Here is a 5,549-nt window from a genome sequence, read left to right on the forward strand (position 1 = left end):
GAAACTGGTTTGGTTGTATGAACCTGTTTGTCCAAAGGTGATGCCGCTCAAACCTAGCCAAGGTCCGGCGATCTTGTACCATTCTTCTACGTTTTGAGCTGATATGGGGGTTTCCCACCAGTTCAGGGGTAGAGCAGTGGTGGCGTGTGCGCTACGGGAGATGGGTTCTTCTTGGACGACAAGTGTTACAGCGTTGCTCATGCTTGGATCCATGATTAGTCCGCCCCATCCGGGTCGGGGGACGGCGTTTGCGTCGTTTCCAGTGAGGGTTTGTCCGGCGTAGAAGAATTGGAATGTCCAGTTACCTACATGGGGAGGGTGAAATGTTGTGTATGAGCCGCCTGTAGCATCGCCGTTGAAGGGACCTAGGGTTGTGTTTGTACCGTCAGGGTTCATTTGGATAACGGTCATGCCAGTTGGGCCTTCGCCTGTTGCCAGAGGGGTTGCTAAGAAAAAGTTGATTGTAACGGTTTGGCCTACTCCTATGGGGTTGGGAGCAACATTGAGAAAAGCATAGGTTGGGATGTGTGTACCTGGCGGAGGATAGACTTGTCCTGTGTTTGGTGCAATAAATATTGATGCGGCTATGGAAAGCAGCAGTATTGTAGAAAATAAAATTGTCATATGTCTAGTTTTTTGCATTTATTTATTCTTCCTAAAAATTAGCACGATACGAGAATAACTCGCTCGTTCTCCAAAAGTTTGTCAGCTCTACTACTATTTATAGGCTTCCAATAGTCAACCTAAAACACAGGGATTTTGAGCATATAACAGAGTTATTTGTTGGGCATATTGTGCTTTTAGGTTACTTTTGTTAGAATTGGGGTTATGAGGGTTGGGTTTTGGCGCGCACATATGTGAGTTTTTGCGGCACCATAGCTAACGAGGATTGTTATGTCCAAGCGTTAGTTCTAATTGTGCTTGGTGATGTTTCATCAGTGCAAGGGTCAGGTATTAGAAATTCAGGTGTCTGTTGATACAGGTTTATAGTCGTCAGAGTTTGAATTGACAAAGCGACCATTTTCCAGTACGATTTTTGTTTCTGGATATTTCTGGAAAAATTCGCGTAGCGCGCTTTTGACTACATCTGCACGGCTGGTGAACCCATATTTTTCAATTAGTTTATCCATCTCGCAGTGGTAACATTCAGGAAGCCGGACAGTGATGTATTTTGTCATAAATGAGCCACGATTGAATCATTGCCAACATCACATATATGCTTATTAGATATAAAGTCACGTACGATTCAACAGTACATCGCGTATAACATGACGCATAACCTAAATAATAATATACAATAAACAATAGTATTCGGTTTTTTGACACAACGTTTTAAATGTAGAAGTGACTAATCCGTGACTCAACAAGGGAATAAACAAGGAAGGGCATATATGAAAGAAAAAGAGCGAAAAGACGGGTACTCAACAATAAGAGTTCCACAACAATTCGCCATAGAAATCGACAAACTAATAGGAAGACATGGATTTACTTCGCGCGCCGAAATAGTCAAAGAAGCAGTACGACAATACCTGCAAAAATACGAAGATCCACACCTAAGCATAATAAACCATAACAACAATGGAGCCAAAATCAGAGACATAAAACTAAATCAAATCGCAGACATAAATATAACATCCAAAGGCAACTATTGTCAAGTATGCGACGCAGGCAATTGCGAACACATACGCTTTGCATTAATGCAATCAGACGTTATCAAAACAACAAAAAAAGAGGAAAACTAAAAAACAAAATAACAGACCGCAAACAACAGACACCACCCATCATCGACAACCACAAACCTCAGCCAGAGATCCAAAACAACAAACACAAATCAAACACACCAATCAAGCCTATTCGTATTTGGCCATCACATGTATAGCTGTATACGAATAGGACACATGGCTTCACAGGTGCACCGTACCCAATAACCACTTAGAAAAACACAGCCACATAAGCTTTGGCAAAAATCCATGGTTAGTTAGTCTATTTTACACATACTTGTTAGTTTAGCACCTAAGGTATACTGCATCAGCAGAACTTATCGCCATAAGGTTTATGGACAACTGGTCTGTTTGGCGAGTTTTTTGCACGGTTCATTTTGTTTATCATCAACTAAGGTTTGAAAATGAAGTTCAAAGCCTGCAACGGGGTTTTCAAGTTTCCATGCTTCAAGTGTGGCGGGGTTGATTTCACCGATGATGCCCACTTCTTGGTTTTCTGTGAGGATTTTTCCAGCTCGACCGTCGATAAAGCTTGGATGGGTTGTTTCTTGGATTTGCCACTCAACACCAAAGTTTGTCATAAATGCATCTAGGGTCGATTTGATTTCACTAAAATTCGCGTTGGAATGGGTTGTTACTGCTGAGAGATAATTTTTATCGCATGTTCGGGTCTCCTCTGCATCATTGGGAAGGGTAACTCTGCCTAGTTCAAAGATTTTTTGAGGAAACTCTACAGACTGATTGCAACTTAAGAACTCTATGAGTCCGGGTAACAACTGGTTACGCAGACAGGTCATGGTTATAACTTTGGGATTAGACAGCTCAATTAGGCGAGTGGGGGGTTGATTCATTTTTTGAAATAGAGTTTGAGGATTGGTTAGAGTGGTATTGAGAACTTCTTGGTAGCCTAAACCAATCATCAAGTCGCGTGCAATATCAATACAATACTGATCTGCTTTGGCTTTGCCTGTTGTGGGTAACTCACACCACAGTGGTTCGATGTTATTATAACCATAAGCTATGGCGATATCTTCGATTATATCGACTTGATGCATAACATCCACCCGGTAGCACGGAACCAGCACCGTTATGTATTGGTCGGAGACTTTTTCAACACCCAAGCCGGCTATACCCAATAAATTAATGATCACCTCTGCGGATAAATTCAGACCTAGGAGACGATTTGTTTCTGTTATGCTTAGTTCGAGGGGTTTGTTGTTAAAGTCGGGGGTAACTAGGGTTTTTTGGGTATAGTTGGTGCCTTGGGGGTAGTTGATGGTGACGCTGTATGCTTTTCCGCCGCGATCAATAAGGGCTGAGGTGATCAAAGTCAGGGTGTTTAGAACTGTTTTGTGGAGCGTACCTGTGACTTCAATTAGGAGGTTGCGGGAGTCCTCAGTGATTTTGCCTAGATCACTGCTGTTGATTATGGGGGGGAAGGAGAGAACATGGTCTTGGCTGTCATAGAGCATTGGATAGAGGGGGTGAGATTTAACGATGTGACCGTATTCTTGGCCTTTGGGGTGTTTTTCAAGGATTTCATCGAGTTGCATCTTTTGATTAAAACCCAGCGGCACAAACTCTACAGTCGTGGGTTTAACTGCTGTGTATTTGATTGGGGGGTTGATGAGGTCAAGGTTGTAGATGCCGATACTGGTTCGGCGTCGGCTTCTGCCGTGGGTATGGTCGAGTTTGTCCTGGAGGTGCATGATGCCTTTTATGACATCATCGCTTAGATGGATGTCTTTTATAACTGCGCAGGCGATGTAGGGACGGATATCAAATAGGTTGGCATCTACGTTGACTTCAATGTCGGATTTGTCTGCGGTGATGTAGGGTTTGAGGCCTTTTTGTTGTCCGGTGTAACTTTGTAGTGCACGGGTTAGGCCTTCTACGCTCCAGAGGTCTGCACGCGCGGTATCTTTCATTTCTATGCTAAGCGAGTTTTCTTTTGGGTCAAAATCTTTGATTTCCGCTTTGATGTAGGCCAAAATATCGTCGAGTTTCTCTACGTTGTTGTCTAATTTTAGGTTGAGCAGTCGTTGGAGTTCAGTATAGTTTACATCGATTGTGGGCATATTAGGTCACCTGTTTTTTTCTTAGCCAGTCGAGGTCTTGATTAAATATCATACGTATATCGCTTATTTCGTTGCGCATCATATAGAGGCGGTCAACGCCTAAGCCCCAGGCAATAACGGGTGCTTTAACGTTTAGGGGTATAGTAACTTCGGGGCGGAATATGCCTGAGCCGCCAAATTCAATCCAGCCATAGCCTTCCTTGTAGGCGGAGAGTTCTACGCTGGGTTCGGTGAAGGGGAAATAGTCGGGTTTGAATCGGATTTTGTCGGCTCCGGCTATTTCAAGTGCGAATTTGCCCAAGACGCCTAAGAGGTCTTTTAGGGTGAGGTGTTCATCAATTATGATACCTTCGACTTGGTTGAATTCTGAGAGATGCGTGCGATCAGTGATTTCAGGGCGATATACCCTAGCGATGCTGAAGTGGCGGCTGGGTACTTGGTATTTGCCGCTTTGAAGCGTTCGGGCGCTTAGACAGGTGCCGTGGCCACGCAGAATTAGGCGCTGAGCGGCTTCGAGACTGTATTTATAGCCCCAGCCGGTGCTACCAGTTTGGTTGCCGTTTTGATGGGTTTGAGCTATTTGCTCAACTGTTTGGGTTTGGTTGTCTAAATTGGCATATTTGGGATCTTTGATGTAGTAGATGTCGCTTGGGTCTCTTGCAGGATGATCTTGGGGCACATATAGAGCATCAAAGTTGAAGAAACTAGCTTCAACTGCTGTGCCAGTCATTTCTTGAAAACCCAATTGGACAAGTTTGGCACGAACCTCATCAAGAAAGCTGAGGTAGGGATGTTTTTTTCCGCCCCAAGTTTTGGCGACGGGAGCTTCAATGTTGTATTTTTGGAGTTTAGCTTCCCGCCATTTACCAGTAATTATGAGCTCAGGGGTGAGTTTAGTCACCTCAGGCACAGCAATGGAGGCCTCAGAAACAGCACAGATGCCCTCAGGAGTTATTTTTAGAATACGAGTAGTTTTAGGTTCAACAACCGCAAGTTTGCGTTTTTTAAGCTGCTCAGAGGCATCTTTAAGTTCATCACTTAGATCATCAAATGATGCCTGATCTTTTTCGCCAAGATATTTGAGCAGGGCTTCATCACAACCCTCTGGAACGGTCATTTGATGCATCAATGCATCATTGAGGGTTAAAGTGTTAGTTTTTGAATCGTAGAACGCCCATTTCTTGCGGATAACCCAGCCTTGTGCGATCTGTATAAACGAACCTTCAAGATCAGCTTTTTTAGCCGCTTCATACAAATCTGCTTTGCCGCCCAATTCCGCCACGGCCAAGATAAGCTTGCGCTCAGGCAGACAAGTTTGTGCATAGGATTTGCCTTCGGTGGTGAGTTTAATTATATTCTGCGTCGCCGCTTGTATGGTCAAGAGATTTCTTTCCTGTAAACTAAGCGCATTACGCATAACAGCGGCATCAGGAAAACCGCAAAATTGGACAAGCTGCTCTACGCTTGCGCTTCCTTCTTGTTTGCTTAGAACAGAAAGAAGCTGCTGTTCTTGTACTCGAAGTTCAACCACCATACAAATGCAACCGGGTCAGCAAATGGGTTTATGTTAACAGTAGTTCTTGCGCCTCAAATAAAAGCATGCTGATAAGAAAAACCACCAAAAATAGGAGAGTGTTCACTTATAGATAATTTTATGTGATGCTGTACATATATCGCCAAACAAGGTTAGTTCGTATGGTGCATTGCAAAAAATGTTTGTCTGAAAAAGTCGCCAAGGGCGGGTTTGTTC

At 43.6% G+C, this 5,549-nt stretch carries 5 protein-coding genes; 1 reads left to right on the top strand and 4 read right to left on the bottom strand.

Annotated features, from left to right (window positions below; genetic code table 11):
- Positions 1–642 (bottom strand): hypothetical protein (locus FWF39_RS11695; protein ID WP_343383617.1); only part of this gene is annotated, 642 nt, incomplete at its 3' end.
- Positions 643–962: 320 nt separating this feature from the next.
- Complete coding sequence (locus FWF39_RS11700; protein ID WP_343383618.1) at positions 963–1,178, bottom strand: ribbon-helix-helix domain-containing protein; 216 nt, start codon at positions 1,176–1,178, stop codon at positions 963–965.
- Between the two features lie 213 nt (positions 1,179–1,391).
- Here FWF39_RS11700 and FWF39_RS11705 point away from each other — a divergent pair, with 213 nt between their 5' ends.
- Positions 1,392–1,742, top strand: coding sequence for a ribbon-helix-helix domain-containing protein (locus FWF39_RS11705; protein WP_343383619.1), 351 nt, complete (start codon positions 1,392–1,394; stop codon positions 1,740–1,742).
- A gap of 311 nt (positions 1,743–2,053) precedes the next feature.
- On the opposite strand, the gene pheT is transcribed toward FWF39_RS11705, so the two are convergent.
- Both pheT and FWF39_RS11715 read right to left on the bottom strand, forming a co-directional pair.
- Positions 2,054–3,799: a phenylalanine--tRNA ligase subunit beta gene (gene pheT, locus FWF39_RS11710; RefSeq protein ID WP_343383620.1), complete on the bottom strand. Its 1,746-nt coding sequence runs from the start codon at positions 3,797–3,799 to the stop codon at positions 2,054–2,056.
- Between the two features lies 1 nt (position 3,800).
- Positions 3,801–5,333, bottom strand: coding sequence for a phenylalanine--tRNA ligase subunit alpha (locus FWF39_RS11715; RefSeq protein ID WP_343383621.1), 1,533 nt, complete (start codon positions 5,331–5,333; stop codon positions 3,801–3,803).
- Between the last annotated feature and the right edge of the window lie 216 nt (positions 5,334–5,549).

It is taken from the genome of Candidatus Bathycorpusculum sp., from assembly GCF_009778815.1.
GTDB classification, from domain to species: domain Archaea; phylum Thermoproteota; class Bathyarchaeia; order Bathyarchaeales; family Bathycorpusculaceae; genus Bathycorpusculum; species Bathycorpusculum hydrogenotrophicum.